This is a genomic window from Marmoricola endophyticus, from assembly GCF_014644415.1.
GTDB lineage: Bacteria > Actinomycetota > Actinomycetes > Propionibacteriales > Nocardioidaceae > Marmoricola > Marmoricola endophyticus.
In genome coordinates, this window is sequence record NZ_BMKQ01000001.1 from 328,553 (window position 1) to 351,861 (window position 23,309).

28 protein-coding genes are annotated in these 23,309 nt (G+C 72.4%); 20 read left to right on the forward strand and 8 right to left on the reverse strand.

What is annotated here, in order from left to right:
* Positions 1-92: 92 nt before the first annotated feature.
* The 5 genes from IEX42_RS01630 to IEX42_RS01650 all read left to right on the forward strand — a co-directional run bounded on the left by IEX42_RS01630 (position 93) and on the right by IEX42_RS01650 (position 4,736).
* A complete protein-coding gene (locus IEX42_RS01630) occupies positions 93-902 on the forward strand; it encodes an FkbM family methyltransferase (RefSeq protein WP_188777647.1) in 810 nt (269 codons plus the stop codon).
* A 96-nt stretch (positions 903-998) separates the two neighbouring features.
* Positions 999-2,243: a glycosyltransferase family 4 protein gene (locus IEX42_RS01635; protein ID WP_188777649.1), complete on the forward strand. Its 1,245-nt coding sequence runs from the start codon at positions 999-1,001 to the stop codon at positions 2,241-2,243.
* The gene (locus IEX42_RS01640; RefSeq protein WP_188777651.1) at positions 2,230-2,952 is read left to right on the forward strand and encodes a class I SAM-dependent methyltransferase; all 723 of its coding nucleotides are present in this window, start codon (positions 2,230-2,232) and stop codon (positions 2,950-2,952) included. The genes IEX42_RS01635 and IEX42_RS01640 overlap by 14 nt, the downstream gene beginning before the upstream one ends.
* On the forward strand, positions 2,949-4,022 hold the full coding sequence (locus IEX42_RS01645) for a prenyltransferase (RefSeq protein WP_188777653.1): 1,074 nt from the start codon (positions 2,949-2,951) through the stop codon (positions 4,020-4,022). The genes IEX42_RS01640 and IEX42_RS01645 overlap by 4 nt, the downstream gene beginning before the upstream one ends.
* A 15-nt stretch (positions 4,023-4,037) precedes the next feature.
* Complete coding sequence (locus IEX42_RS01650) at positions 4,038-4,736, forward strand: class I SAM-dependent methyltransferase (RefSeq protein ID WP_188777655.1); 699 nt, start codon at positions 4,038-4,040, stop codon at positions 4,734-4,736.
* Between the two features lie 3 nt (positions 4,737-4,739).
* Here the strand turns inward: IEX42_RS01650 and IEX42_RS01655 are convergent, their stop codons facing one another.
* Positions 4,740-5,369 carry a class I SAM-dependent methyltransferase gene (locus tag IEX42_RS01655; RefSeq protein ID WP_229660503.1) on the reverse strand — a complete coding sequence of 210 codons (630 nt, stop codon included), beginning with the start codon at positions 5,367-5,369 and terminating at the stop codon, positions 4,740-4,742.
* Positions 5,366-6,583, reverse strand: coding sequence for an alpha/beta hydrolase (locus IEX42_RS01660; protein WP_188780815.1), 1,218 nt, complete (start codon positions 6,581-6,583; stop codon positions 5,366-5,368). Before IEX42_RS01660 ends, IEX42_RS01655 begins: the two co-directional genes overlap by 4 nt.
* 766 nt (positions 6,584-7,349) lie before the next feature.
* Here IEX42_RS01660 and IEX42_RS01665 point away from each other — a divergent pair.
* On the forward strand, positions 7,350-8,666 hold the full coding sequence (locus IEX42_RS01665; RefSeq protein ID WP_188777657.1) for a dicarboxylate/amino acid:cation symporter: 1,317 nt from the start codon (positions 7,350-7,352) through the stop codon (positions 8,664-8,666).
* Positions 8,667-8,685: 19 nt separating this feature from the next.
* Here the strand turns inward: IEX42_RS01665 and IEX42_RS01670 are convergent, their stop codons facing one another.
* Positions 8,686-9,747, reverse strand: coding sequence for a YihY/virulence factor BrkB family protein (locus tag IEX42_RS01670; RefSeq protein WP_188777658.1), 1,062 nt, complete (start codon positions 9,745-9,747; stop codon positions 8,686-8,688).
* 104 nt (positions 9,748-9,851) lie between these two features.
* On the opposite strand from IEX42_RS01670, the gene IEX42_RS01675 reads away from it, so the two are divergent.
* From IEX42_RS01675 to IEX42_RS01685, 3 genes are read left to right on the forward strand one after another with little or no spacing between them, the layout of a single operon-like run.
* Positions 9,852-10,343, forward strand: a complete 492-nt coding sequence (locus tag IEX42_RS01675; RefSeq protein ID WP_188777660.1) for an SPFH domain-containing protein — start codon at positions 9,852-9,854, stop codon at positions 10,341-10,343.
* Entirely contained in the window at positions 10,336-10,617 is a 282-nt protein-coding gene (locus IEX42_RS01680; protein WP_188777662.1) for a peptide methionine sulfoxide reductase, read from the forward strand. The genes IEX42_RS01675 and IEX42_RS01680 overlap by 8 nt, the downstream gene beginning before the upstream one ends.
* Before the next feature lie 5 nt (positions 10,618-10,622).
* A complete protein-coding gene (locus tag IEX42_RS01685; protein ID WP_229660504.1) occupies positions 10,623-11,099 on the forward strand; it encodes a ribonuclease H family protein in 477 nt (158 codons plus the stop codon).
* Positions 11,100-11,110: 11 nt separating this feature from the next.
* On the opposite strand, the gene IEX42_RS01690 is transcribed toward IEX42_RS01685, so the two are convergent.
* Entirely contained in the window at positions 11,111-11,503 is a 393-nt protein-coding gene (locus tag IEX42_RS01690) for an SDR family NAD(P)-dependent oxidoreductase (RefSeq protein WP_188777666.1), read from the reverse strand.
* Positions 11,504-11,626: 123 nt separating this feature from the next.
* Between IEX42_RS01690 and IEX42_RS01695 the strand changes: the two genes are divergently transcribed.
* The 7 genes from IEX42_RS01695 (at position 11,627) to IEX42_RS01725 (ending at position 17,969) form a co-directional block, all read left to right on the forward strand.
* Positions 11,627-13,294 (forward strand): substrate-binding domain-containing protein, encoded by a 1,668-nt coding sequence (locus tag IEX42_RS01695; protein ID WP_188777668.1) that lies wholly within the window; start codon positions 11,627-11,629, stop codon positions 13,292-13,294.
* A 163-nt stretch (positions 13,295-13,457) separates the two neighbouring features.
* Positions 13,458-14,561: a PKD domain-containing protein gene (locus IEX42_RS01700; protein ID WP_188777670.1), complete on the forward strand. Its 1,104-nt coding sequence runs from the start codon at positions 13,458-13,460 to the stop codon at positions 14,559-14,561.
* Entirely contained in the window at positions 14,558-15,256 is a 699-nt protein-coding gene (locus tag IEX42_RS01705; RefSeq protein ID WP_188777672.1) for a MotA/TolQ/ExbB proton channel family protein, read from the forward strand. The genes IEX42_RS01700 and IEX42_RS01705 overlap by 4 nt, the downstream gene beginning before the upstream one ends.
* Positions 15,253-15,609, forward strand: coding sequence for a DUF2149 domain-containing protein (locus IEX42_RS01710; RefSeq protein WP_229660505.1), 357 nt, complete (start codon positions 15,253-15,255; stop codon positions 15,607-15,609). The genes IEX42_RS01705 and IEX42_RS01710 overlap by 4 nt, the downstream gene beginning before the upstream one ends.
* Positions 15,606-16,328, forward strand: a complete 723-nt coding sequence (locus IEX42_RS01715; protein ID WP_188777674.1) for an ABC transporter permease — start codon at positions 15,606-15,608, stop codon at positions 16,326-16,328. The genes IEX42_RS01710 and IEX42_RS01715 overlap by 4 nt, the downstream gene beginning before the upstream one ends.
* Positions 16,325-17,260: an ABC transporter ATP-binding protein gene (locus IEX42_RS01720; protein WP_188777676.1), complete on the forward strand. Its 936-nt coding sequence runs from the start codon at positions 16,325-16,327 to the stop codon at positions 17,258-17,260. The genes IEX42_RS01715 and IEX42_RS01720 overlap by 4 nt, the downstream gene beginning before the upstream one ends.
* A 334-nt stretch (positions 17,261-17,594) precedes the next feature.
* Positions 17,595-17,969, forward strand: a complete 375-nt coding sequence (locus tag IEX42_RS01725; RefSeq protein WP_188777678.1) for a TOBE domain-containing protein — start codon at positions 17,595-17,597, stop codon at positions 17,967-17,969.
* 53 nt (positions 17,970-18,022) lie between these two features.
* On the opposite strand, the gene IEX42_RS01730 is transcribed toward IEX42_RS01725, so the two are convergent.
* Positions 18,023-18,895, reverse strand: a complete 873-nt coding sequence (locus IEX42_RS01730; protein WP_188777680.1) for an HpcH/HpaI aldolase/citrate lyase family protein — start codon at positions 18,893-18,895, stop codon at positions 18,023-18,025.
* The gene (locus tag IEX42_RS01735) at positions 18,892-19,980 is read right to left on the reverse strand and encodes an HpcH/HpaI aldolase/citrate lyase family protein (RefSeq protein WP_188777682.1); all 1,089 of its coding nucleotides are present in this window, start codon (positions 19,978-19,980) and stop codon (positions 18,892-18,894) included. The genes IEX42_RS01730 and IEX42_RS01735 overlap by 4 nt, the downstream gene beginning before the upstream one ends.
* 91 nt (positions 19,981-20,071) lie before the next feature.
* Here IEX42_RS01735 and IEX42_RS01740 point away from each other — a divergent pair, with 91 nt between their 5' ends.
* Together IEX42_RS01740 and IEX42_RS01745 are read left to right on the forward strand one after the other, a co-directional pair.
* Positions 20,072-20,359, forward strand: coding sequence for a hypothetical protein (locus IEX42_RS01740; protein WP_188777684.1), 288 nt, complete (start codon positions 20,072-20,074; stop codon positions 20,357-20,359).
* A gap of 55 nt (positions 20,360-20,414) precedes the next feature.
* Positions 20,415-20,726, forward strand: coding sequence for a hypothetical protein (locus IEX42_RS01745; protein WP_188777686.1), 312 nt, complete (start codon positions 20,415-20,417; stop codon positions 20,724-20,726).
* A gap of 6 nt (positions 20,727-20,732) precedes the next feature.
* Here the strand turns inward: IEX42_RS01745 and map are convergent, their stop codons facing one another.
* Positions 20,733-21,515 (reverse strand): type I methionyl aminopeptidase, encoded by a 783-nt coding sequence (map, locus tag IEX42_RS01750; protein WP_188777688.1) that lies wholly within the window; start codon positions 21,513-21,515, stop codon positions 20,733-20,735.
* A 172-nt stretch (positions 21,516-21,687) separates the two neighbouring features.
* Here map and IEX42_RS01755 point away from each other — a divergent pair, with 172 nt between their 5' ends.
* Positions 21,688-22,314: a ClpP family protease gene (locus IEX42_RS01755; RefSeq protein ID WP_188777690.1), complete on the forward strand. Its 627-nt coding sequence runs from the start codon at positions 21,688-21,690 to the stop codon at positions 22,312-22,314.
* Positions 22,311-22,913 (forward strand): ClpP family protease, encoded by a 603-nt coding sequence (locus IEX42_RS01760; RefSeq protein WP_188777698.1) that lies wholly within the window; start codon positions 22,311-22,313, stop codon positions 22,911-22,913. Before IEX42_RS01755 ends, IEX42_RS01760 begins: the two co-directional genes overlap by 4 nt.
* Before the next feature lie 11 nt (positions 22,914-22,924).
* Here IEX42_RS01760 and IEX42_RS01765 read toward each other — a convergent pair whose 3' ends face one another.
* Positions 22,925-23,287, reverse strand: coding sequence for a helix-turn-helix domain-containing protein (locus IEX42_RS01765; RefSeq protein WP_188777701.1), 363 nt, complete (start codon positions 23,285-23,287; stop codon positions 22,925-22,927).
* Positions 23,288-23,309 lie beyond the last annotated feature (22 nt).

Sequence of the window (23,309 nt, forward strand, 5' to 3'; positions counted from 1 at the left end):
CTTTAGGTACAAATCAGAAGAGACGCGTGGGTTTTGGTCCGCTCGGCGAGAGCCCCTCCCGGTCTCGTTCGCACTTGTCGTCCGTGCCCGGCATGATCGGCGAGATGGGTGTGAGAACTCGCTGGCGACGACGCGCTCTCGAGGCCAGGGCGGGCTACCGCGAGCTCCGCGCGGTGGTGGAGCAGAAGGTGGCACCGGTCGAGCCCGAGCTCGGTCTGGTCAGCCGGCTCGCGGACGGTCGTGGCGCGTTCCTCGACGTCGGCGCGAACCGCGGCTACTACGCGCTCACGGCGGTGCCGCACTTCCCCCGGGTCGTCGCGGTGGAGGCCAACCCGGACCTCGCGGCCGGACTGCGTGAGACCTTCGGGCGGGCGGTCGACGTGCGCGAGTGCGCACTGTCGGACTCGGCGGGGGAGACGACGATGTGGATCCCGACCAGCAACGGTCGCGACCTGGACTTCCGCGGGTCGCTGCAGGAGTCGGCGAACCCCGGCTTCGACCAGCGCCGGATCACCGTGCGGACGACGCGCGTCGACGACCTCGGGATCACGAGGCTCGCCGCCATGAAGATCGACGTCGAGGGGCACGAGCTCACGGTGCTGCACGGTGCCGAGCAGACGCTGCGCGCGACGCGACCGTCGGTGATCCTGGAGAGCGAGGAGCGGCACAACGCAGGCGGAGTCGATGCCGTGCTCGCTCTCCTCGCCGGCCACGGCTACGACGGGTGGTTCTGGCACCGAGGCCGGCTGCGGCCGGTCGCCGACTTCAGCCTCGCCGAGCACCAGGACGCGGGCGCGGCGAAGCCCGTCGGTGCGCCGAAGAGCGAGGACTACGTCAACAACTTCCTGTTCGTGCCGTCCGAGCGAGGCCTTCCCCAGGGGCTGGCGGCAGCGCGGGGCTGAGATACCCGCACCCTCGCGGCACGTGCCGGCCCGCCGCCGTACACTCATGTACGGAAGTCGGGTGCGTGCCCGTCCAGCGAATCGAGAGGGGCGAGCATGCGGGTGGCGCTGCTGTCCTACCGCAGCAAGCCGCACTGCGGCGGCCAGGGCGTGTACGTCCGCCACCTCAGCCGCGAGCTGGTCGCGCTCGGCCACACCGTCGAGGTGTTCTCCGGCCAGCCCTACCCCGAGCTCGACGAGGGTGTGCGGCTGACCCCGGTCCCGAGCCTGGACCTCTACCGCGAGCCGGACCCGTTCCGGATCCCGCGGCTCGGCGAGTTCCGCGACCTGATCGACGTGCAGGAGTTCCTCACGATGTGCACCGCCGGCTTCCCGGAGCCGCGGACCTTCGGGCGGCGGGTCGCCCGGCTGCTGCGTGAGCGGGCCGACGACTTCGACGTCGTGCACGACAACCAGGTGCTCGCGCACGGCGTGCTGGACCTCGAGCGGCGCGGCCTCCCGCTGGTGGCCACGATCCACCACCCGATCACCTTCGACCGGCGCATCGACCTCGCCCAGGCGCCCCTGCGCCGGAAGCCGGCGCTGCTGCGGTGGTACGGCTTCCTCCGCATGCAGGGGCACGTCGCCCGCCGGCTGCGGCACGTGCTCACCGTCTCGGAGTCCTCCCGGCGCGACATCGTCGCCGACTTCGGGGTCGACCCGGAGCGGATCGAGGTGGTACCGCTCGGTGCCGACGACACGTTCGTACCGCCGAGCACCGCGCGCGTCCCGGGACGGATCCTGGCGATGGCGAGCGCGGACGCTCCGATGAAGGGCATCAGCACGCTGCTGGAGGCCGTGGCCAAGCTGCGCACCGAGCGGGAGGTCGAGCTGGTGCTGGTCTCCCGACCGACGCCCGGAGGGCCCACCGAGCAGCAGATCGAGCGGCTCGGGCTGGAGTCCGTGGTGCGCTTCGTCCACGGGGTCAGCGACGCCGAGCTGGTCGAGCTGATGGGCTCGGCGGAGGTCGCCTGCGTGCCGTCGCTGTACGAGGGCTTCTCACTCCCCACGGCCGAGCTGATGGCCTGCGCGACACCGCTGGTGGTCAGCCGGGCCGGCGCGATCCCCGAGGTGGTCGGCGAGGACGGCGTGTGCGCCGACCTGGTCACTCCCGGGGACGTGGGCGAGCTGGTGACGGCGCTGGGCGCCCTGCTCGACGACCCCGACCGCAGGTCGGCGATGGGGGCTGCTGGACGCGCACGGGTGCTCGAGCGCTTCAGCTGGCGTGCGGTGGCACTGGCCACCGAGGCGACGTACCGACGAGCGATCGAGGAGAAGGAGCGCGCACGTGCTGACCGTTGACTTCGACCGGCTGGGCCTGACCGCCGGCGACCGGGTGCTGGACATGGGGTGCGGCGCCGGACGCCACGCCTTCGAGATGTACCGCCGCGGCGCCGACGTCGTCGCGTTCGACCAGGACGCCGACGAGCTGGCCAACGTCCTCGAGGTGTTCGGCGCGATGAAGGAGCAGGGCGAGGTCCCCGCCGGCGCCGCCGCCGACATCAAGGAGGGCGACGCGCTCTCGCTGCCTTTCGCCGACGGCGAGTTCGACCGGGTGGTGGCCGCCGAGATCCTCGAGCACGTCCCCGCCGACATCGCGGCGATCCGCGAGCTGGTCCGGGTGCTGCGGCCCGGCGGCACGATCGCGGTCACCGTGCCGCGGTGGTTCCCCGAGGTGATCTGCTGGAAGCTCTCGCGGGAGTACCACGACACGCCCGGCGGGCACATCCGGATCTACACCGACGCCGAGCTGGCCGACAAGCTCACCAAGGCGGGGCTCGAGCTGGACGGCAAGGACTACGCGCACGGGCTGCACGCGCCGTACTGGTGGCTCAAGTGCGCCGTCGGCGTCGAGAACGACACGCACCCGCTCGTGAAGGCGTACCACCAGGTGCTGGTCTGGGACATCATGCGCACGAAGGGGCTCTCGCGGCTGACTCGCGGCGCCGAGCAGGTGCTGGACCCGCTGGTCGGCAAGAGCATGGTGCTCTACCTCCACAAGCCCGCGTGAGCGTGCCCGCTCTTCCGGGAGTGCTCTCGGCCGACGAGGTCGAGGCCACGGGGCGATCGATCGCCGCCATGCAGGAGCCCGACGGGGCGATCCCGTGGACGACCGGGGAGCACGTCGACGTCTGGAACCACGTCGAGGCCGCGATGGCCCTCCTCGTCGCCGGCCAGGTGGCCGCGGCGGAGGCGGCGTACGACTGGTGCCTCGAGCTGCAGCGCGCCGACGGCTCGTGGCCGATGAAGATCGTCCGCGGTGAGGTCGAGGACGACAGCGGCGAGACCAACATGAGCGCCTACCTCGCGGTCGGTGTCTGGCACCACTGGCTGGTGCGTCGCGACCGCTCGTTCGTGGAGCGGTGCTGGCCGGCGGTGCGTGCGGGGCTGGACTACGTCTGCTCGATGCAGCTGCCCTGGGGTGGCATCGCCTGGAGCAGGGAGTGGACCGACGGTGCGCCGGGGGAGGCGAGCGACGAGGCGATGCTGGCCGGGTCGTCCTCGATCCACCACTCGCTGCGCGCCGGGCTGGCGCTGGCTGCCCTGCTCGACGCGCCGGCGCCGCGGTGGGAGGAGGCCGCCGGCCGTCTGGGCCACGCGGTGCGAGAGCACCCCGACGCGTTCGCCGACAAGTCGACGTACTCGATGGACTGGTACTACCCGGTGCTCGCCGGGGTGGTCCGCGGTGCCGAGGGCGCAGCACTGCTGGCGACGCGCTGGGACGACTTCGTGGTGCCGGGGCTCGGGGTGCGGTGCGTGGACACCAACCCGTGGGTGACCGGCGCCGAGACCGCCGAGCTGGTGATGGCGCTGGACGCGCTGGGGGAGCGGGACCGGGCGTGCCGGGTGCTCGGCGACTCCCAGCACCTCCGGCTCGAGGACGGCCGCTACTGGACGGGGTTCGTCTTCCCCGACGAGGGCAACTGGCCGCCGGAGCAGACGACGTACACCGCTGCCGCGCAGGTCCTCGCGGTCGACGCGCTCTCGCGCAGCACTCCCGGTGCGGGCATCATGCGTGGCGACTCGCTGCCCGCTGTGCGCGAGCTCGAGGGTGACTGCCGCTGCCGGCTGAGCGCCTGAGCTAGGGTCGCCCGCGTGTCGCACCCCCAGCAGCAGGCCGTCTACCCCGACGCTCCCCGGCCGGAGTTCGCGCCGCTGATCCCGACCGACGCACGCTCGGCGCTCGACGTCGGGTGCTCGCGAGGAGGGTTCGGCTTCTCGCTGCGCGACGCGCTGGGTCCCGACGCACGCCTGGTGGGCATCGAGCCGGTGGCGAGCCAGGCCGAGGTGGCGCGGGTCGGGCACGAGTTCGACGAGGTGCACACGGGCTACTTCCCCGACGTGCTCGCGGACTCCGAGGAGAAGTTCGACCTGATCTGCTTCAACGACGTGCTCGAGCACATCGTCGACCCGTGGGAGACCCTGCGCGCGGCCCGCAAGCACCTGAACCCGGGCGGTCGGATCTTCGCCGGCATCCCCAACGTGCAGTGGCTGCCCAACGTGCTCCGGCTGGCGCGCGGCCACTGGACGTACACCGAGATGGGGATCCTGGACCGCACCCACGTGCGCTTCTTCACCAAGTCCTCGATGGAGGACATGTTCCGCCAGAGCGGCTACCGCGTGATCAGCACGACCGGCGTGAACAGCCTCGCCGACACCGGCTACGGCATCGGCACGGAGAAGTGGAAGACCTGGGCGCGCACGCACCTCGCCCGCTTCGCGGGCAACAGCCAGTACCTCCACTTCGTGGTCATCGCAACGCCGCGCAAGCGCCGCCCGAAGAAGAAGCGGTAGTCCCTAGACGCGCTCCAGCACCCGCATCGACCCGACGGTCGTCGCCGGCACGAAGTCGCCGGAGTCCACCGCCCGCTGCCAGACGTGGTACGGCGCCTGCCCGCCGTCGGCGGGGTCCTCGAACACGTCGTGGATCACCATCGCACCGCCGGGGCCGACCCAGGGAGCGAAACCCGCGTAGTCGGCCTGCGCGTGCTCCTCGGCGTGCCCGCCGTCGATGAACAGCAGCGCCAGCGGCGTCCGCCAGTGCGCCGACACGGTGCGCGAGCGGCCGACGACGGCGACGACGCGGTCCTCGACCCCGGCCCGCTGGAGGGTGCGGCGAAAGACCGGCATGGTGTCCATCAGGCCCGTCTCCGGGTCGACCAGCCCGGCGTCGTGGTGCTCCCAGCCGGCCTGGTTCTCCTCCGACCCGCGGTGGTGGTCGACGGTGAACACCACTGCGTCCGGGCCGGTGTCGAGCGCCGCGGCGGCCAAGATCAGCGCCGACTTCCCGCAGTACGTGCCCACCTCGAGCGCGGGCCCGTGCGGCAGGTGGGCCAGCGCGGTGCGGTGCAGCAGCGCGCCCTCGTCGTCCGGCATGAAGCCCTTGGCGGCACGCGCGTGCGCGAGGACCTGGTCCGAGGTGGTCACGTGCGGCCCGCCCGGTGCCACTCCAGCCAGCGCTGCACGGCCTTGATCGTGTGCTGGGAACGGATCGAGGCGAAGGTCTCGAAGGCGTGCTGGGCGCCGGGCAGCTCGGCGTACGTCACGCTCGCCCGCGAGCGCTCCCGCATCGCGGTGACGAAGCCGTGTGCCTGCCCGACGGGGACGACGGTGTCCGCGCTCCCGTGCAGGCAGAAGAAGTCCGGCGCGTCCTCGCGGACCCGGGTCAGCGGTGAGGCCCGCCGGAACGTCTCGACGTGCTGCTCGTCGGGTCGCTCGTGGATCACCCGCCGGCCGAAGAAGTTGCGGATCCGCTTGGACTCACGCGTCCCGTCGAGGCCGGCGACGTCGTAGACGCCGTAGAACGGGACCGCCGCCGCCACACTGGTGTCGGCGTCCTCGAAACCCGGCTGGAACTCGGCGTCGCCCGGCGTCAGCGCCGCCAGCGCCGTGAGGTGGCCGCCGGCCGACCCGCCGGTGAGGACGACGTACGTCGGGTCCCCGCCGTAGGAGCCGATGTGCTGCTTCACCCACGCCAGCGCGCGCTTCACGTCGACGATCTGGGCGGGCCACGGGTGCTTGTCGGAGAGCCGGTAGTTGACCGCGACGCAGACCCAGCCGCGTGCGGCCATCCGGTTCATCAGCAGCTGGCCCTGGGCGTTCTTCGAGCCGTAGACCCAGGCGCCGCCGTGCACCTGGACGAGCACCGGCGCGTCGCGCAGCGGAGGGTCGCCCGGGACCGGCTTGGGGCGGTAGACGTCGAGCCGGTGGCGTACGCCGCCCGGTGCGTAGGCGATGTCCCGGATCCGCTCCACCTCGCGCAGCCGCATCCGGAACGGGTGGGTGAGCGGGCGCCACTGCGTGCGCAGCTCGGCAGGGGTGGGGGCGTGGTCGAGGCGGGTGGCGTAGTCGGCGCCGATGCCCGCCTCCAGGGCCTCCTCGACGGCTCGCCCGGCACCCCACGCGGGGCGTACCAGCGAGGCCAGCACGCCGACGGCGGCCCCGGCCGCGACGAGGTCGCGGGTGCGGGCGCGGCCGCGGAGCAGCGAGTACGCCGTGTCCGCGGCGGTCGCCGCCAGCAGCTGGGGCGCCAGCTCGCCGGCCAGCAGGCCGACGCCGAAGAGGCCGATGGAGGTGCGCTGGCCGCGCAGCGGGCGGAGGGCGTTCGCCGCGAGCCCGGTGGTGATCAGGGACCGGGTCATCAGGCTCACGGGCCTGACGCTACCCGCGGGCAGCGGGCCGTGATCGAGCACCGCCATCGTCGGCTGCCTGGCTCGGTGGTCGAGCAGGGAGGCGATGACCTGAGCTCGTCGAAGGGAGCGTCAGCGACGACGGTGCTGGGGAGGTGGTCGAGCAGGGAGGAGCGCCAGCGACGACCGCGTCGAGACCTCCGGGACGGGCTTTGGCGGACGGGCTGGTCTGGCGGGTGCTGCGGGTGCGGGTGGTTTCGACGTCCTGCCTCGCTGGCGCTCGGTTCGGGCTCAACCACCCGCGGCGGCGCTCGGTTCGGGCTCGACCACCCGCGGCGGCGCTCGGGTCGGGTTCACTGGCTCGTGGGCTCGTGGGCTCGTGGGCTCGTGGGCTCGTGGGCCCGTGGTGGTCGGGGCTTCGGTGGGGAGGTGGTCGAGCAGGGAGGAGCGCCAGCGACGACCGCGTCGAGACCTCCCGGACGGGCTTTGGCGGACGGGCTGGTCTGGCGGGTGCTGCGGGTGCGGGTGGTTTCGACGTCCTGCCTCGCTGGCGCTCGGTTCGGGCTCAACCACCCGCGGCGGCGCTCGGTTCGGGCTCAACCACCCGCGGCGGCGCTCGGGTCGGGTTCACCGGCTCGTGGGCCCGTGGTGGTCGGGGCTTCGGTGGGGAGGCGGTCGAGCAGGGAGGCGGTGTCCTGAGCCGGACCGCGTCGAGACCTCCGTCACCGCAGGGAGCAGCGGGGGAACAACCGGCGTACCCGTCGCGGTTGGCCCACCCGTGCGCAAGGTTCCCTTCTGGCTCCAGGTCCTGCTCGGTCTCGTCCTCGGCGTGGTGCTCGGCCTCGTTGCCCGGACGGGCGACCTCGGCTGGCTCTCCACGACCCTCGACACCGTCGGGTCGACGTTCGTCACGCTGCTCACGGCCGCGGTCGCGCCGCTGATCTTCTCGGCGATCGTCGTCAGCGTCGCCCGGCTGCGCGAGGTCGCCGACGCGACCCGGCTGGCGCTGCGCACGCTCGCCTGGTTCGCGATCACCTCGCTGATCGCGGTCTCCATCGGCATCGGGCTGGGGCTGCTCACCAACCCGGGCCGGTCGACGACGCTGACCGCCGGCGACGCGTCGTACGACGGCTCGCGCGGCTCGTGGACGGACTTCCTCGCCGGGATCATCCCCGGGAACCCGCTCGGCCTGGAGGTCGACACCACCGACGACGGAGGGACACTCAGCTCGGTGGTCGGCTTCAACGTGCTGCAGATCGTCGTGATCGCACTGGTCGTGGGCGTGGCGATCCTGAAGACCGGGGAGAAGGCCGACCCCTTCCTGCACTTCACCGAGTCGCTGCTGGCGATCATGCAGACGATCCTGTGGTGGATCATCCGGCTGGCGCCGCTCGGGACGCTGGGGCTGATCGGGCGCGCCGTGTCGCAGTACGGCTGGGACCTGCTCGCGCCACTGGCCACCTTCACCGTCGACGTGTACGTCGGCTGCCTGCTGGTGCTGCTCGTCGTCTACCCCGTGCTGGTCAGAGCGCACGGGCTGAGCCCGGTCAAGTTCTTCACCGGCGCGTGGCCCGCCATCTGGCTGGCCTTCGTCTCGCGGTCCTCGGTCGGCACGATGCCGGTCACCCAGCGGGTGACGGTGCGCAACCTCGGTGTGCCGCAGGAGTACGCCTCCTTCGCCGTGCCGCTGGGCAGCACGACCAAGATGGACGGCTGCGCGGCGATCTACCCGGCACTGGCGGCGATCTTCGTGGCCCAGGTCTTCGGCGTGGACCTGTCGCTCGCCGACTACCTGCTGATCGTGTTCGTGTCGGTGGTCGGCTCGGCCGCGACGGCCGGGCTGACCGGTGCGGTCGTGATGCTCACGCTCACCCTGTCGACCCTCGGGCTGCCGCTGGCGGGTGTCGGGCTGCTGCTGGCCATCGACCCGATCCTGGACATGATGCGGACGGCGACCAACGTGGCCGGTCAGGCGCTCGTCCCCGTGATCGTGGCGAAGCGGTCCGGGATCCTCGACCACGCGGTGTACGACGCGCCACGCACTGCGGACGTGCTCGGGCCGGAGGCGGAGACCCGGGAGCCCGTCGCGGTCTGAGCGACGAGCGGTCCGCAGGTCACCGAGGAGGCCGCGCCCTGCGTCGTACGACGCCCACGAGAGCGACCGCGGAGGCGGCGCCGGCGGCGAACACAGCGGCCGGGGAGAGTCGCTGCGGCTCCGTCGGGGCGACGAATCGGGTGCGCTCGGCCTCCTCGTCGGCGAGCCGCTGCGCCTCCGCCGCCTCGCGGTCCGCGGTGGCGTCGGCGTCGGTGTGCGCCCAGGCGGCGGCGTAGAGCACGACCCGGGAGAAGTAGTTGAACCAGACCACCAGGATCAGTGCGATCCCGAACGCCTGGAACGCCGGCTGGTTCTTCGTCGAGGCGAGCAGCAGCGAGGAGAGCTGCTTGAGGATCTCGAAGCCGATCGCGCCGAGCGCGGCGCCGGACCACAGGGCCCGGTTCGACAGCGGCGGGGCGGCGAGCAGCCGGAAGAGGCTGTAGAACAGCAGCGCGTTGGCGGCGAGCCCGAGCAGCACCGACACCAGCGTCACCAGCCAGGCGAACGTCGTCTCCAGGCCGACCAGGTCCAGCAGCGCCCCGGAAAACGCACCGACCACCCCGGAGATCGCCACCGAGCCGATCAGGACGACGCCGAGGAGCACCAGGCTGATCAGGTCGCGGAGCTTGCCCACGACGAAGTTCGGCGTCTCCCCGGGCGGCAGGTCGAAGACCACGACGAGTGCCTCGCGCAGGCTGGAGAGCCAGCCGAGGCCGGCGTACAGCACACCGAGGACGCCGATGACCGCGGCGAACCCGGCGAACGTCTGGACGTCGTCGAGGGAGAGCTCGCCCGACCCGTTGCCGATGAGGCCCGGGAGCACCTGGTCGATGCCGTCGAGCAGGTTCTGGCGCACGCCCGGGTAGACCCGCGCCACGATCCCGACGACGAAGAATCCCAGCGCGAGCAGCGGGAAGAAGGAGAGGAACGCGAAGTACGTCACCGCGCCGGCCTGCTGCGAGGCGTTGGCGGCGCCGTAGCGCTGCTGCATGCGGATCACGTGGTCCAGGACGGGCCAGCGCTCGCGGGCGCGGGCCAGCCGGCTCTTGGCGTCGTCGGCGGCCTCGGTGACTCGAGACATCGAAGGTGTGCTCCGCAGGTCGGCTCGGGGGTGGGGTGTGCGGACGATCCTAAGCAGCGGCCGTCGTCAGACGCGGGCCACGGGCTCGTAGGCTCGAGCCCGACATGGTGATCGTGGTGATCGTGGTCCTGGTGGCGGCCGCGCTGGTGGCGGGGGCGAGCCGCCTGAGGATGGTGCCCGCGGGCCACGTGGGCGTGGTGACGCAGCAGGGGACGTACGTCCGCATGGTCACCGCCGGTCTGCTCTGGCTCCCGCCGCGCGAGCAGGTGAGCGTCGTGTCCTCCACCGACCGGCAGGTCTCCGCCACGGCATCGGTGTCGAGCAGTGACGCGGCCTCCGTCGCGGCCGAGCTGCGGGTCGTGTACCGGGTCGACGACCCGGTCCGCTACCTGACCGCGGTCGACGACGCGTCGTACGCCGTCGAGCGTGAGGCCGTCGCCGCGCTGCGCGAGCTCGCGAGCCGCACCACCGTCGCCGAGCTGGCGGCGAGCAACGTCCGGGCCGCCGAGACCGTGCGTGCGGCGCTCGAGACGCGGGTGCACCGGTGGGGCGTGGCCGTCCGCCGGGTCGACGTCGTCGTACGGACCGATGGCTGAGCCGCTGCTCGACCTGCTGGCACGGGTGCCCACGGGGTGGAGCGCTGTCCGCTTCGCCGGGGCGCGCTGGGGTCTGCGTCGTACCGAGGCGGCGGGCGGACGCTCGGTCGCGGTGTACGCCGAGGAGCTCGGCGGCAGCGGCGTGGTCAGCGCGAATGTCTACCTCACCGACGCCGGCGCGGTCCTGCGCCCGTGCGAGATGCCGGCCGAGCGGGTGCTGTCGTTCCTGCGCGGCTGGGTGCCGCTGGAGGGTCCCGAGTCCCGCATAGGGTGAGCGCCGTGATCGAGGTCTACACCGACGGTGCGTGCAAGGGGAACCCCGGTCCGGGGGGCTGGGCCTGGGCCGTCCGGGACGGCCCCCAGGGCTCCGGCGGCGACCCGCACACCACGAACCAGCGGATGGAGATCCGGGCGGCGTACGAGGCCGTGCAGACGCTCGAGGGTCCGCTGCGGGTGGTCTCCGACTCGACGTACGTCGTCAACTGCTTCCGACAGGGCTGGTGGAAGGGGTGGCACAAGCGCGGCTGGCGCAACGCCGCCAAGCAGCCGGTCGCGAACCGCGACCTCTGGGAGCCGTTCGTCGACCTGGTCAACGAGCGCGGCGACGTCGAGTTCGCCTGGGTCAAGGGGCACTCCGGGCACCCGATGAACGACCTCGTCGACAGGCTGGCCGTGGCCGCCAGCCACGAGCAGCCGAAGGACGCCCCACGTCCCGCTCCGGTCTCCGTGCAGGAGGAGGAGCCCGGGCTCTGGTGACGGCCGGCTCCTCAGCCGGCCCGGAGCAGTCCGATCGCTCCGCGTCCCCCGAGCCTGCTGAGGGTGGCGGCGTCGACCCAGCGAGGCTCGCCCTCCTGGGCGAGCAGGTCGCGCAGGAAGGCGTCGTACGAGCCGCCGGCCGCGTCGACGACCAGCGCGACGCCACCGAGGTCGTGCACCCGCGCGGCGAGCAGCCGTACGTCCGCCTCGACGTGCGTGTCCACCTGCACGCTCGCCGCCCAGACCCGTCGCTCGCGCACCAGCCTGGCGGTCTCCTGCGCCGCGGCGGTGTCGGGGTCGGCGGCCAGGACGCCAGCGCCCGCCCGGCCGAGGCGTACGGCGACCTCCCGGCCCAGCGTCGTACCCGCGCCGGTCACCAGCGCGAGTCGGTAGCGCAGCTCCACATCGGCCAACGTAGGGCGTCGCAACCCCGCCCGCGCCGACCCGTTGCCTCACGCGCGACTCATCTGCCGAGACGGATTCGGTGTTACCAAGATATTTCCTAGGTAGTGCGATAGGACTCTCCCGTGACCCTCACACACCGCTCACGCACCCTCGCGTGCGCCATCGGCCTGCTGGCCTCGGTGGCCGTCTCCCTCGGTGTCGCTCCCGCCCACGCGGACGACTCCGTCATCAAGGTCGTCGGCACCACCGACGTCTCCGACTCCGGTCTGGTCCAGAACGTCATCGAGCCCGACTTCGAGAAGGCCACCGGTATCGATCTGCAGTACACCCCGCAGGGGACCGGTGCCGCGATCGCCTCGGCCAAGACCGGGTCCTTCAGTGCGCTGCTGGTGCACGCCGCATCGCTGGAGAACCAGTTCGTCGCCGACGGCTACTCCGCCGAGCCGTACGGCCGCTCGCTGTTCTGGGGTGACTACGTGCTGCTCGGCCCCAAGGGCGACCCGGCCGGCGTGACCAGCGGCGGACAGCCGTCCTCCGATGCAGCCGCAGCCTTCGCGAAGATCGCGGCTGCCGGTGCGTCAGGGAAGGCGAAGTTCGTCTCCCGCGGGAGTACGCCGGGCACCACTGTCCAGGAGCACGCGATCTGGGCGCTGACCAGCGGCGTCTCCACCTGCACCGTGTCCGCTGCACAGGGCGGTGGGAAGGCGCCGGTGACCTCTGACGCCGCCGGGAGCGACTGCTCCACCACCGAGACTTCCCGGCCCTACCCGTCCTGGTACAAGGTGACCGGGTTCGGCCAGGCCGCCAACGTGACGGCCGGCGACCAGTGCGGCGACAACGTCGGCGGCAACGGCTCGAACTGCTACGTGTTCACCGACCGTGGCACGTATGCGTACCTGCAGAGCCAGGGCCAGGCCAAGAACCTGCAGATCGTGGCGCGCGACAACGCGGCCTCCGCGCCCGGTGGGGCCGACCTGCTGGTCAACTCCTTCCACGGCTACGCGATCAACCCGGCCAAGTTCGACGGGGGCGGCCAGGTGAGTGCTGCGAACGCGAAGAAGTTCCTCGACTTCCTCACCTCGCCCGAGGAGCAGAAGAAGATCGGCGCCTACCTCGGCACGGGGCGCTCCGCCGGGTTCATCCCCTCCGCGGCTCCGCTGAACACCTCCGACGCGCTGCCGACCAAGGTCACGGCGGGGTCCACCGTCACCATCCGCGGCGGCATCGCGAACGCGACGCCGGGGACGCCCACGCTGAGCGGCGTCCCGGTCGACCTGTACGCCGCCACCTCGGGCGGTCAGCCGACCAAGGTCGACAGCTTCACCTCCAACAGCGTCGGTCGCTACATCTTCTCCGTGAAGCCGACCCAGGGCACGACGTACAGCGTCCGGACGCCGCAGATCACCAAGATCGAGAACGCCGCGCTGAACCCGCAGTTCGGCGACATCCTGCAGCCGATGGAGGCCACCATCGGCACCGTCGGTGTCGGCGGTGCGGTCACGATCACGTCAGGGGCGCCCGGCACCGGCGCGAACCGACACATCGTGACGATCAAGGGGACCGTCGCACCCGCGGCCGGCACGGGCGCGAAGATCACCGTGTTCCGCGTGCCGGGCAAGGGCGCCACCTCCGCCCAGCAGGGTGCGGCCGTCGTGCTCGCCCAGGGGGCGACCTCCTGGACGGTGGCGCAGAGCTTCCCGACGGGGGCGTGGCGCTACTACGTGCGCTACACCAGCCCCGGTGTCTCCGCGTCGTACAGCGCCGTGAAGTCGTTCCAGAGTCCGAAGTAGGGCAGTACCCATCGGCGGCGCACCACGGCGGCTGCGGTCGGGACCCCTGGTCCTGGCCGCGGCCGCCGGCATGCTCGTCGCCGCACCTGCTCCCCTGGCTGTCGGCGCCGATGTCTGTGACCAGGGCTGCCTGACGCTCGACGTGCAGGAGGACGGGTCCGCCGTGCCAGATCATCGGACCTTCTCCGTCGACGCGGTCAAGGGCGCCAGTGATCGTGGGTACACGGATTACGGCGACTACAGCACGACTCAGGAGACGACGTCGGTGCACGCGATCCTCGTGGACCTGCTCCACATCCGTCCGCAGCAGGTCGAGAGTGTCGTGATCATGAACGGCTCGCAGCCGCTGACCCTGTCCGGAGAGGACCTGGGCACCTCCGAGGAGCGGCCGCCGGCCTTCTACCAAGCCAGCACGGCAAGCGCGCAGATCACTTTCATCCGGTCCAAGCAGGGCGGGGGAGTCGACCAATTCGCCGCTCACGAGATCACCGGCAGCGTCCAGGCCTCGGGCACGCTGTTGGACGTGGACGTGAAGGGTCCGACGAGCAGCCTCGAGGACGAGCCGGTCACCTTCACGGCGACCGTCGCCGGCGAGCCACCGCCGGCGGACGCCACCGTGACGTGGGACTTCGGGGACGGCTCTCCTCCGGGCAAGGGCCAAAGCGTGACCCACCAGTGGGAGGGCGACGGCAGGTATCCCGTGCACGCCGACGTCCAGACGCCCGACGGTGGCGGGATCGCGGGCCTCAGGGTCAAGGTCGGTGACCCACCGACCGACCCCGGGACGCCCGGTGTCGGTGGTGACACCGAGAACGGGCCCACCACCGGCGGATCGGGGCAGGGCAAGCAGGCCGGCGGGGTGCGCGGGAAGGGGGGCGCGGGCCAGGGTGGCCAGGGTGCTCGCGGGAGCAACGACAGTGGAACCACCGGCAGCCCCGGCACGTCGGCGACGACGAACGGCCCGGCCACCGCCTCGACCGACGGCGGCACGACGCGACGGCGCGGCAAGCAGAAGCAGCAACCCGTCGCCGACGGCGAGCGCGTGAACGGCATCCTGATCGACGCGGCCCTGGCTCGGGCGGTGCCGCAGCCGACGGGGTCCTCACCGAAGGTCGCGTCCGCCACCACGCGCCGGGCGACCGATCTGCCCACCGACTGGCGGTGGCTGCTGGCCTGCGTACCCGTCGTGCTACTCGGCCTCGGCAGCGCCACCCGGTCCCGCTGGCTGACCCGCCGGCTCCCCGAACCCCCATGGAGGTCCTCGTGAGCGACGATTTCTACCAGGTCGTCTTCAAGGTCGCGGCCGCCCTCGAGCTGCCGGTCGTCATCCTCACCGTGCTCAGCCTGGTCGTCGTGGTGGTCGAGATCGGTGCCTTCGCGCTCGAGCTCGCCCAAGTCGTACGACGTCGGTTCCCGGCGCTGGCGCGCGCGGCCCGCGCGGGGCGTACCGCCGTCGACGCCGGCGACCGCGACCAGGCGGCGACCACGCTGGCCGGCGCCGCCTGGACACCGTCGATGCGCCGCGTGCTGGACCGGTGGGCGCACCTGGCCGGCACGCCCGGGGCCGAGCCGCTGATGGCCAAGCAGCTCGCCGACTACGACTTCGACTGCACACGCCGGCTCGGGCGCACCCGGCTGCTGGTCCGCACCGGCCCGGCGCTCGGCCTGATGGGCACGCTGATCCCGCTCTCGCCGGCGCTCGAGGGGCTGGCCCGCGGCAACGTCACCTCGCTGACCGACAACCTGCAGCTGGCCTTCAGCGTCACCGTGCTGGGCCTGCTGGTCGGGCTGGCCGGGTTCGCGCTGTCGCTGTACCGCGACCGGATCTACTCCCAGAGCCTCTCCGACCTCGAGTACGTCGCCTCCGTCCTCACCGCCGAGCCCGGCGACCTGCCGGAGCTGCGCGAGGAGAGGCCTGGGACCGCGACGGCGGCCGACGTACCGGTCGGGAGCGCGCCGTGATCCCCGTCCGTCGCCGCGCCACCAGCCATGAGGACCGCGCCGGCGACCCGCTGGACGGGCTGGTCAACATGTTCGACATCGGCATCGTGCTCTCCCTCGGCTTCCTGCTCGCCGCGCTGTCGTCGCTGCAGCTGTCCAAGCAGTTCACCGAGCAGTCCGTGCAGCGGCCGAAGGACCAGATCACCGTGCCCAAGGACGCCCAGGTCAAGCAGGTGCCGAGCAGCGATCGCAAGGTGGTCGGGCAGGGGACGCAGGTCGGGCAGGTGTACCGGTTGAAGGACGGTCGCCTGGTGTACGTCGTACCCAAGAAGGGCGGAGCCGCGGCCTCGCCGAGTGCTCCGGCGACACCGTGAGCTTCTTCCTCGAGGGACTGCGGCAGGCCTGGCAGGAGATCACCACCCCCGGCTCCGGGATCTGGCAGGTCGTCCGCGTGACCCTGCAGGTGGCCGGCGTCTCGACCCTGGCCGGACTGGTCATCGGGCTGCCGATCGGGGTCGCGCTCGGCATCGGACGGTTCCGCGGCCGCGGCGCCCTGCTCGTCCTCGCCAACGCCGGCCTCGGCCTGCCGCCGGTGCTGGTCGGGGTGGTGCTCACGCTGCTGTTCTTCCCCGAGGCGCCGTTGGGCTTCCTGAGGCTCGGCTTCTCGCTCAAGGGTGTGTACGTCGCCCAGACCGTCCTCGCCGTGCCCGTCGTCGTCGCGCTGACCGCGTCCGCGATCCGGGACCTGCCCGTCGGGCTGCTCGACCAGGGACGGGCATTCGGCGCCTCGCGCCTGGCCCTCGGCGTGCTCGCGGTCCGTGAGGCCCGCATCGGCATCCTCGCCGCGACCATCGCCGCGATCGGCGGCGGGCTGTCCGAGGTCGGCGCGGTCGTGCTCGTCGGCGGCAACGTCGTCGGCTACGACCAGACGCTGGCAAGCGCCGCGCTGCAACGCGTCGGGGCCGGTGACTACGCCGGCGCGATGGCGGTCGGCATCCTGCTGCTGGCGCTGATCCTGCTGGTCGTGGCGGCGCTGACCTGGCTGCAGTACGCCGGCCGCCGCGGTCCGCGCGCCACGGTGCGTGCCTCGTGAGCGCCCTCCTCGACGTCTCGGGGCTGTCGGTCGCCCGCGGCGGCGCACGGGTGGTGCACGACGTCGACCTGTCGGTCGCGCCCGGAGAGGTCGTCGCCCTGCTCGGCCCCAACGGTGCGGGGAAGAGCACGCTGCTGGAGTGCCTCGGAGGCGTGGCGCCGGCCGCCGCGGGAAGCGTGAGCCGCCACGGGCGTGTGGCGACGGTGCTGCAGGCACCCGGGCTCGCCCGTCGCACCGTCCGCGCCAACGTCGAGCTCGCGCTCGCGTGGTGGGGCGTGCCCCGCCCCGGGCGGCGCACCCGGGCCATGGAGGCGCTCGAGCAGATGAGCGCGGCGCACCTGGCCGCGCGACCCTCGGCAGCGCTGTCGGGAGGCGAGCGCCGGCGCGTGCACGTGGCTCGCGGCGTGGCCTGCCGGCCGGACGTACTCCTCCTCGACGAGCCGTTCGCCGGCCTCGACGGCGAGACCCACCAGTCGCTGGTCGAGGACACCTCCTCGGCGCTGCGAGACGCGTCCGGTGCCGTGGTCGTCGTCGTCCACGACCGTGCGGACGCGTGGGCACTCGCCGATCGGGTCGTCGTCCTCACCGAGGGACGGGTGGTCGCCGACGGTCCGCCGCGCGACCTGCTGGCCGCGCCGCCGACCGCACAGGTCGCACGCTTCCTCGGGTACGACGGCCACCTCGCGGAGTCAGGCGGCTCCCTGCTGACCCGTCCCGCCCACGTGCGCGTCTCGGCCGACGGCGCGCTGGCCGGCCGGGTCGTCCGCGTCGTCGGCACCGAGGACGGTGTCCTGCTCGACGTCGAGGTCGCGGACGGGCGGCTGCGCTGCCGGGACGCGGGGGAGTGGCGCGTGGGCGACGGCGTGCGGCTCGACGTCGCCGGCGGTGTGTCGTACGACGTCGAGGGGCGGCGACGCACCGGCCGGCACTAGGGCGCGTTGCTAAACCCATGGCCTGCTCCGCGCCGCCCATCACGCACGCTGGCTGCGTTGCGCTCGCTTGACGGGCCACCGGCCCGCCTGCGCTCCCGCGCCTTGCCATCGCACGCGCTGGACGACGCTCGCGACGGCCAGCGGTTTAGCAACACACCCTAGTGCCCTGCGCACGAGATCATCAGACGGTTGGCGCCGCCATGGCACGCACCTCGCTGCGTTGGCCTCGCTGGGAAAGACGCCCGGTATGCCTGCGCGACGCCGCCTTGCGATGCACGCACCCTGGCGACGCGAACGTCCAAGCATCTCGCACGCAGGCCACTAGAGTCGCCCCATGGCGGAGTACCTGCGCATCGGCGAGGTGGCTACCGCGCTCGGCGTCTCCGTCGACACGCTGCGCCGCTGGGAGAGCCAGGGCCGGGTCGCCTTCGAGCGGCACAACAACCAGCGGGTGCTGCGTGCGGAGGACCTTCAGCCTCTGATGGCCGGACTCACTCGCGCGTCGGCGACCTCGTCCGCGCGCAACCGGATGCCGGGCGTCGTGACGTCGGTGGAGCGCGACGGCGTGATGGCGAAGGTCGAGATGGCCTGCGGCGACTACCGGATCGTGTCCCTGATGAGCCGCGAGGCCGCCGACGACCTCGGCCTCGAGCCGGGCTCGCCCGCCACCGCGGTGGTCAAGGCCACCACCGTGATCGTCGAGCAGTAGCCGAGACGCCGCACCCGGCGGGTGGCGACGCCCCGGACGCGCCGCCTCGCGGGTCAGTCCTGGAGGGCGCCGATCGCGTCGGCGACGGCGAGGGTGCGCTGCGCGGACTCGACGTGCAGGTTCTCCACCATCTTGCCGTTGTACGTCACCACGCCGGACCCCTTGCCGTCCTCCCAGGCCGCGATCAGCCCGCGGGCGTCCTCGACGGCCGCCTCGGACGGGGCGAACTCGGTGTTGGCGCCCTCGACCTGCCCGGGGTGGATCAGCGTCTTGCCGTCGAAGCCCATCTCGCGGCCCTGGCGGCACTCGGCGAGGAAGCCGTCGGTGTCCTTCACGTCGTTGTAGACCCCGTCGAGGATCGCGATCCCCGCGGCCCGGGCGGCGAGCAGTGCCTGGTGCAGCGACGGCAGGATCGGCGCCCGCCCGGGGACGTGCTCGGCGTACAGCTCCTTGACCAGGTCGTTGGTGCCCATCACGAAACAGGCCAGGCGGTCCGAGGCCCGCGCGATGGACAGCACGTCGAGGATCGCCACCGGCGTCTCGATCATCGCCCAGAGCCTGGTGTGCTCGGGCGCGCCGGCCTCCTCCATTGCCGCGACGAGCGCGACCACCTCGTCGGCACTGTTCACCTTGGGTACGACGATCGCGTCCGGGCCGGCGGCGCTCGCGGCGGCGAGGTCGTCGTCGTGCCACTCGGTCCCGATCCCGTTGACCCGGATGGTCAGCTCGCGGCGCCCGTACTCGCCGGACGCGGCCGCCGTGCAGGCCGCCTCCCGAGCGGCCGGCTTGGCGTCGGGGGCGACGGCGTCCTCGAGGTCGAGGATCAGCCCGTCGCAGGCGATCGACTTCGCCTTCTCCAGCGCCCGCTCGTTGGAGGAGGGCATGTAGAGCACGGAGCGGCGCGGCCGCAGGACGTCGGCGCTCATGCGTCCACCTCGATCGCGTCGTACTGCTTCTTCAGCTCCGGGTCGACGGCCGCCAGCTGCTCGGCGAGCTGCACCATCACCAGGCACTGCTTGCAGGAGGCGTCGTCCTCCATCTTCCCGTCGAGCATCACGGCGCCGGTGCCGTCGCCCATCGCGGCGACGACTCGACGCGCGTGGGTCACGTCCTCCACGGACGGGCTGAAGACGCTGTTGGCGATGGCGATCTGCTTGGGGTGCAGGCTCCAGGTGCCCACGCAGCCGAGCAGGTAGGCGTTGCGGAACTGGTCCTCGCACGCGACGACGTCCGCGATGTCGCCGAACGGCCCGTAGAACGGGTAGATCCCGTTGCTCACGCACGCGTCGACCATCCGCGAGATCGTGTAGTGCCACAGGTCCTGCTGGTACGTCGTCCGCTGGGCGTTGATGGACTCCTCGCTGCCGTCCGCGGGGTCCTGGCGCACCAGGTAGCCCGGGTGGCCGCCGCCGACGCGGGTGGTCTTCATCCGCCGGTCGGCGGCCATGTCGGCCGGGCCGAGCGAGATGCCCTGCATCCGCGGCGACGCCGCGCAGATCTCCTCGACGTTGACCATCCCGCGGGCGGTCTCGAGGATCGCGTGCACCATCAGCGGCTGGTCGAGCCCGGCCTTGGCCTCGAGCTGGGCCAGCAGCCGGTCGACGTAGTGGATGTCCTCGGCGCCCTCGACCTTCGGCACCATGATCACGTCGAGCACGTCGCCGATCTCGGTGACCAGCGTCGTCAGGTCGTCCAGGCCCCACGGCGAGTCGAGGGCGTTGACCCGGGTCCACAGCTGGGTGGGCCCGCGCCGTGCGCCGAGCGTCTCGGTCTCCTTGGCGATGCGTACGAGTCCGTCGCGGGCCGCGTCCTTGTTCTCGGCCTTGACCGCGTCCTCCAGGTTCCCGAGGAGCACGTCGACCGTCCCGACCATGTCCGGCACCTTGGCCGCCATCTTCGGGTTGGACGGGTCGAAGAAGTGGATCGCCCGTGAAGGTCGAGCCGGGATCTCGCGGAGCGGGTCGGGGGCACCGACCGCCAACGGGCGGAAGAAGTCCTTGGCTGAGCGCATGGATCGGAACCTAGCAGCGGTCATCGGCGTCGTGACCCGGTGCGGGCTGTGGGGGATCCCTCACGCCGATGACGCGACCTAGGCTGGGTGCGTGAGCACTCCCGTCCCGACCGAGCGGCGTCCGTCGCCGACGCCCCCGGCCTCCCCGGACCCGACCGGCGCGCTCTTCGGGTCCTCCTCGGTCGCGGTCCACCTGGTCCGCGGCGTGGTCGGGCTGGTCCTCCTCGTCGGTGCGCTCGTGCTGGCCGGGGACCACCCGTGGGCCCTGCTCGGGCTGGTCGGCACGGTCGTGGCCTGGCGCGGCTGCCCGACCTGCTGGGCGATGGGCCTGGTCGCCACCCGCGAGCGGTGCGCCGAGGGACGGTGCGGTCGGCGGTAGCCCACCGGCGTTCGGTACGTTCACCTCGGACGACCAAGCGCGGAGAGGTGTGAGGGTGAGACTGCGGGCGGGTGTGCTGGGCGCGACGACGCTCGTCCTGGTGACCGCGGCGTGCGGCGGAGGACGGCCCAGCGGCGACGAGATCTCGGACACGCTCCAGAAGGGCGTCTCGACCTCCGGCGGCTCCGACGTGAAGCTGACCGAGCAGCAGGCCGACTGCGCGGCGAAGGTGTTCCTCGCCTCCGACCTCTCCGACGAGGCGCTGCGCGCGGTCGCCGACGGCGAGCGGGGCTACAAGCTGAGCACGACCGACGAGGACGCGGAGGCCAAGATCCAGCCCCAGCTCGCCGACTGCGTGACCGGCTGAGCGGACTCAGGCGGCCGCGCGGTCCCCGCGGTCGGTCAGCACGATGGCCTCGTCCATCGTGATGGCGACGGTGTGCTCCATGTGGGCGCCGCGCGACCCGTCCTGGGCGCGGATCGTCCAGCCGTCGGGGTCCGTGAAGATCTCGTCGGTGGTGTGCAGGAACCACGGCTCGATCGCGATCACCAGCCCCGGCCGCAGCCGCAGACCACGGCCGGCCCTGCCGTCGTTGGGCACGTGCGGGTCGCCGTGCATGGTGCGGCCCACGCCGTGCCCGCCGAACTGGGTGTTGACCCCCAGCCCGGCACCGCGGGCCACCTCACCGATCGCCGCCGAGATGTCGCCGAGGCGGTTGCCGGCCCGAGCCTGCGCGATGCCGGCGTCGAGCGCGCGCGAGGTCGTCTCGATGAGGTCGAGGTCCTCCTGGCGGGCCGTGCCCACCACCATGCTGTAGGCCGAGTCCGAGACCCAGCCGTCGACCGCGCACGCGAAGTCAACGCTGAGCAGGTCGCCGTCGGCCAGCACGTAGTCGTGCGGGAGCCCGTGCAGGACGGCGTCGTTCACCGACGTGCACAGGACCTTGCCGAAGGGCATCGCGCCGAACGACGGGTGGTAGTCGATGTAGCAGGACTCCGCGCCGCGGTCGCGGATCATCGCGTGGGCGAGCTCGTCGAGCTCGAGGAGGTTGACGCCGACGTCGGCCTTGGCCTTCAGCGCCGTGACGACCTCGGCGACGAAGCGGCCGGCGGGACGCATCTGCTCGATCTCGGCGGGGGAGCGCAGTTCGATCACGGGCCCGAGCGTACGGCGCCCGACCGAGTGGTGCCGGGGGCGGGCCCGGCCGTCGGCAGATCGTCTGCGCGCGGATCAGCGCACAGCAGATCCGCGCTGGGCAGAAGCCGTCGTGGTGGGCGGGCGCGGCAGCCCACGCTGGCCGCGTACCGCCCACGACGAAGGAGACGACATGACACAAGCACCCACCACCCCCGTGGGGTCGCTGGACGACCAGCTGACCGCACGGCTGCTGCACCAGCGCATCATCGTTCTCGGCCAGGAGGTCGAGGACGGCATCGCCAACCGGCTGTGCGCCGAGCTGCTGCTGCTCTCGGCGGAGGACCCGAACGCCGACATCAGCCTCTACATCAACTCTCCCGGCGGCTCGGTCTCGGCGGGCCTGGCCATCTACGACACGATGCGGCTGATCCCGAACGACGTCAGCACGCTGGCGATGGGGCTGGCCGCGAGCATGGGGCAGTTCCTGCTCTCGGCCGGTACGCCGGGCAAGCGTTACGCACTGCCGCACGCACGGGTGCTGATGCACCAGGGCTCGGCCGGGATCGGCGGCACGGCGGTCGACATCGAGATCCAGGCGGAGAACCTCGAGCACACCAAGCGTGTGGTGCTCGGGCTGATCGCCGAGCACACGGGGCAGCCCCGGGAGACCGTCGAGCGCGACTCCGACCGCGATCGCTGGTTCAGTGCCGAGCAGGCGCTCGACTACGGCTTCGTCGACCAGGTGCTCAGCGACGTGGCCGCCGTGACGCCGGCCCGCGGCCACCGCGGCATGGGGATGGGGGCGAGCGCCCGATGACCTCCTACACCATCCCGAGCGTCGTGGAGAAGACGCTCCACGGTGAGCGGGCGGTCGACATCTACAGCAGGCTGCTCTCAGACCGGATCGTCTACATCGGCACCGAGGTCGACGACGGCGTCGCCAACGTCGTCATCGCTCAGCTCCTGCACCTGGAGTCGGAGAGCCCGACGGCGCCGATCGACCTCTACCTCAACTCCCCGGGCGGATCGGTGACAGCGATGTTCGCGATCTACGACGCGATGCAGTACGTCGCCGCACCCGTGGCCACCATCTGCGTCGGGCAGGCGGCCTCGTCGGCGGCGATCCTGCTCGCCGGCGGCGAGCGGGGGCGGCGGATGGTGCTGCCGCGCTCGCGGGTCGTGCTGCACCAGCCCTCCGGCGGCGGGCAGGGCACGCTGCCCGACCTCGCGCTGCAGGCGGCGGAGATCGTCCGCCTGCGCAGCGAGATGGAGGACGTGCTCGCCGCGCACACCGGGCAGAGCGTGGACAAGCTGCGCGCGGACACCGCGCGCGACCTCGTGCTCACCGCGCAGGGCGCGGTCGACTACGGGCTGGCGGACACCGTGCTGGCCAGCCGCAAGCGGGTCGCCGCCTGACGAGGGCCGACTCAGACGGCGAGGGCGACCGGACCGGTCGGGCGGCCGGGTCCGGTCGTCCGGCTGGTCAGGTCGCGCGCACCGGCCAGCTGCCGGGTGACGCGGTAGGTGAGGTCGACCAGCCGGAGCTCCAGCGCTCCCGCGATCGCGTCGAGGACCTCCGAGCTCGGCTCCTTGCGGCCGCGCTCGACCTCCGAGAGGTACGCCGTCGAGATGCCGGCCCGCTCGGCCACGTCACCGAGGGTGCGCTCGGCGTCGTGCCGGGCCCGACGGATCTCCGCACCGACCGCCTCGCGCCACAGCGGCGGCAGCGGCTCAGGCTCGCGAACAGGCTCGGGACGCTGCGTGGACCGGAGGCGGACGACGTCACCCATGCCGCGACCCTAGACCGGCCCG

Excerpts from the sequence above, each read along its gene's own strand:
- IEX42_RS01680 (WP_188777662.1), top strand. The coding sequence starts at position 10,336 with ATGGCTGAGCCGCTGCTCGACCTGCTGGCACGGGTGCCCACGGGGTGG.
- IEX42_RS01725 (WP_188777678.1), top strand. The coding sequence starts at position 17,595 with ATGGCGGAGTACCTGCGCATCGGCGAGGTGGCTACCGCGCTCGGCGTC.
- IEX42_RS01735 (WP_188777682.1), bottom strand. The coding sequence starts at position 19,980 with ATGCGCTCAGCCAAGGACTTCTTCCGCCCGTTGGCGGTCGGTGCCCCC.
- IEX42_RS01675 (WP_188777660.1), top strand. The coding sequence starts at position 9,852 with ATGGTGATCGTGGTGATCGTGGTCCTGGTGGCGGCCGCGCTGGTGGCG.
- IEX42_RS01630 (WP_188777647.1), top strand. The coding sequence starts at position 93 with ATGATCGGCGAGATGGGTGTGAGAACTCGCTGGCGACGACGCGCTCTC.
- IEX42_RS01660 (WP_188780815.1), bottom strand. The coding sequence starts at position 6,583 with ATGACCCGGTCCCTGATCACCACCGGGCTCGCGGCGAACGCCCTCCGC.
- IEX42_RS01730 (WP_188777680.1), bottom strand. The coding sequence starts at position 18,895 with ATGAGCGCCGACGTCCTGCGGCCGCGCCGCTCCGTGCTCTACATGCCC.
- IEX42_RS01670 (WP_188777658.1), bottom strand. The coding sequence starts at position 9,747 with ATGTCTCGAGTCACCGAGGCCGCCGACGACGCCAAGAGCCGGCTGGCC.
- IEX42_RS01635 (WP_188777649.1), top strand. The coding sequence starts at position 999 with ATGCGGGTGGCGCTGCTGTCCTACCGCAGCAAGCCGCACTGCGGCGGC.
- IEX42_RS01765 (WP_188777701.1), bottom strand. The coding sequence starts at position 23,287 with ATGGGTGACGTCGTCCGCCTCCGGTCCACGCAGCGTCCCGAGCCTGTT.
- IEX42_RS01755 (WP_188777690.1), top strand. The coding sequence starts at position 21,688 with ATGACACAAGCACCCACCACCCCCGTGGGGTCGCTGGACGACCAGCTG.
- IEX42_RS01760 (WP_188777698.1), top strand. The coding sequence starts at position 22,311 with ATGACCTCCTACACCATCCCGAGCGTCGTGGAGAAGACGCTCCACGGT.